The sequence below is a fragment of the Methylobacterium sp. E-046 genome, assembly GCF_022829625.1.
GTDB lineage: Bacteria > Pseudomonadota > Alphaproteobacteria > Rhizobiales > Beijerinckiaceae > Methylobacterium > Methylobacterium longum.
On sequence record NZ_JAKSYP010000089.1, the window covers coordinates 1 to 2,727 of the forward strand.

The window sequence follows — 2,727 nt, forward strand, 5'->3', positions numbered from 1 at the left end:
GCTGACTGCGATTGATCCGAAAGTTTCTCCATGCGTAACCGTACGCCTCGTTCGTTCACCGTCGAGACCAAGTCCGGCAGCCGGCACCAGCGCACTTTCATCCCGCACCGTGCCGAGGCGCCTGCGGCCCCACGACCAACAGTCTCTTGGCCTCCGCCAGCCACTCTACATGCGCCTGCTGCCGAGTCTCGCCGGATCCTTCCCAACCTGATGGTGCCTGAGGCTTCGCAGGTCGAGCCGGATTTGATGCAGATTGCGGAAGAGCAATCGCAGAGGCCGCGGCGCGGACGACCGCCCAAGGCCAAACCGAACGCTGCCGAGATGGTCGAGGAGCTGATCCCGGAGCGTGCGATCGAGGTCGCGCTTGAGGAGCCAGCGCGCACGCCAGCGCCGCGGATGCAGTCCCCTCAGGTGACACGCGTCGCTAAGGCACCGGCTGCCCTGCCGCCCGGCGAGCGGTGGAAGCGGCGCCTCGGGCGGTGGAGCCGGTAAAGCCGCGGGATCGACTACAGGATCTATTAACCATCTTGCCCGAGAATGCTCTCAGCGACCGGTCATATTCCGAGCGCCGGAAGAGCAGCACCGAGGCTTCACTCCCCCCGATGCCTCGGTGCGGCCTCGCCGGCGCAGTCGCGCTGAAAATGGCTACGATTGCAGCCAAGCTTGAGCCCAGCTAGACGCGTTGCCTTGTGACGAGGGCTCCGGATGCCGGAACCCCTTTTGGACGCCTTGTTGCTTCTCGACGCCGTGACGGTGGATCGAGGCTTCTGACTTGTCCCAAACCAGCAACGACAAGGCGGAGCCGTCACAGCCACGGGTCAGCTTGAGACGGGGGCTGTTCGCTCGCTTTGGCACGATGGCAATCCTGAGCGGGGTGCTGCTCGTGGTGATCGCCTGGATCGGCTTCCTGATCTGGGCCGTGCTGTCGTTCGTCGGTTGGCTCTAGCGTCGAGTCATCATCCTCGATGTAGTCTTCAGTCATCACCGGCGCCGTGCTGCACAGGCGCCAAAACAGCAGGCCGCCGGTGATTTGGGCGGCGATCACGGCGACTGTCCAATTCATCCTGAAGGCCCAGACCACCCCGCTGTTCCCCGGCAAGCGCTGCGCCATCTGCCATCACACGCCCCGCACGCCTGCGCTGCGCAACGCTCCATAGAATTTACCCGGGTCGAACATGGCGCGGGCCTGCTGCAGGGAGATCGGCCGGCCACCGACATCCGGTGCTCCCATCATGCCGCCCGACCTCTGCTGAACCTGCTTCTGCTGACCCGAGGCGGCGGCCTTCAGCGCGTTGCCGATCTGCGCGTACTGGTTGCTCGGCTGAGCGGGCTGCACAGCAGGGTCCGACGAGAACCCGCCCGGTGCCGGCATGGTGGTGAAGGGCTGGCTCGATAGGGACGCTACGTCAGGAGTCGGGGACGCCTGCCCCGGCACGACCGAGCCCTGACCCACGATGCCGCTCAACCCGAAGGCGCCCTGCTGTGCCGTGCTGCCCATCGAGCCGCCACGAGGAGCCGCCACGCCCGGTAGGGCCTGCCCGCCGCCGAAGCTGTTTGCGTAGGCCTGTGTCGTCGCCAGCCGGGCCGCGTTCTCGCCGCCGGGGCGGTTATAGCCCGCGAATTTCCAGGCGTCCGCCATCAGGGCGTGCGCCTCCTGCGGGCTCTGGGCGTTCTGCAGGGCCTGCGTGAGCTGCGGGTTCTCCTTCAGCAGGAACTGGGCCTGCGCCACCACCGGATCGGCCGCGCCCTGCGTGAAGGCCCGCATGTTGGCGAGGCGATCGGCCCTCCACGAGAGGATGCCACCGGACTGACCTGCCTGACCGCTCTCGGACGGATCCGACCAGGAGCCGGTGATGTTCGAGGGCGAGTACCGGCTCTCGTGCTGCGCGTACGCCGCCACCGCCCCGAGGCCGTTCGGGTTCGTCAGGCCGCCCTGCTGCAGGGTGGAGATGAACCGGCCGCGGATGTCGTTCGGATCCGGCGTCGCCGCCGCGGCGCTGTTCGGGCCCAGCGCATTCATGGCCGCGGAGGCGAGCCTCTGCGCTTGCGGCTGCACGACGGGCGTCGGCGCGCCGGTGGGCGGCGTCTGCGGTGTGTATCCTGTGTAACCTGGAGGCGTGGCCTGCGGCACGTCCTGGCTCATGGCGCCCTGCCCCTGCCCCTGCGCCTGCGCCTGGGCGAGCTGCTGCATCTGCAGCCAATCCTGGATGGACGGGCTGAGACCTCCGCCGCCACCCGCGAACGAAGGCAAACCTCCGAAGCCGCTTCCATCGCTCATGCGGAATGCCCCATGGTTGCGAAATCCGGCCCGCTGGCGGGCGTAAGGCGATTTCGGGTGTCTGTCTGCAGGTTCGTGGAAGTCGCCGTCCTGAGCCTCAGTGCGCGATCCTGGCGGCTATCGACAGAATGGCGGGGCAGGGCCACATTCTCGGGTATGCTTCGCTGGGCCGAGATCCTGACGACCCTTATCCTGTTCGCCATCGTCATGTCGGCGATAGGCTGGGCAGCTAGCGCCACAGCCCCCAGCGTCGGCGATTGGCTATCTGCCAGGATCGGCGAAAGCGGGATCTGGGCGTTCTTAGTGCTGCTCTGGATCACGGGCGGCGTGCTCCTCTACCGCGAGAAGGCTGGTAAAGCCGCCGGGAAGTAGGGCCGAGCCCGATCCGACTGAGACAGCATTGCTGCCTGCGTGCCGCGGCCCGCGACAGATCCAAGCGCCGCCGCTCG

General features: G+C 67.3%; 3 protein-coding genes. 1 reads left to right on the plus strand and 2 read right to left on the minus strand.

The window, feature by feature from the left end; genetic code table 11:
• Window positions 1-805 precede the first annotated feature (805 nt).
• Both MKK82_RS07280 and MKK82_RS07285 read right to left on the minus strand, forming a co-directional pair.
• Window positions 806-1,111, minus strand: a complete 306-nt coding sequence (locus MKK82_RS07280; RefSeq protein ID WP_243985169.1) for a hypothetical protein — start codon at window positions 1,109-1,111, stop codon at window positions 806-808.
• 6 nt (window positions 1,112-1,117) lie between these two features.
• Window positions 1,118-2,191, minus strand: a complete 1,074-nt coding sequence (locus MKK82_RS07285) for a hypothetical protein (protein ID WP_243985171.1) — start codon at window positions 2,189-2,191, stop codon at window positions 1,118-1,120.
• Between the two features lie 99 nt (window positions 2,192-2,290).
• Here MKK82_RS07285 and MKK82_RS07290 point away from each other — a divergent pair, with 99 nt between their 5' ends.
• Window positions 2,291-2,650 (plus strand): hypothetical protein, encoded by a 360-nt coding sequence (locus MKK82_RS07290; protein WP_243985173.1) that lies wholly within the window; start codon window positions 2,291-2,293, stop codon window positions 2,648-2,650.
• Window positions 2,651-2,727: the final 77 nt, after the last annotated feature.

Coding starts and splice junctions, on each gene's coding strand:
- MKK82_RS07290 (WP_243985173.1), top strand. CDS start 2,291: ATGGTTGCGAAATCCGGCCCGCTGGCGGGCGTAAGGCGATTTCGGGTG.
- MKK82_RS07280 (WP_243985169.1), bottom strand. CDS start 1,111: ATGGCGCAGCGCTTGCCGGGGAACAGCGGGGTGGTCTGGGCCTTCAGG.
- MKK82_RS07285 (WP_243985171.1), bottom strand. CDS start 2,191: ATGCAGCAGCTCGCCCAGGCGCAGGCGCAGGGGCAGGGGCAGGGCGCC.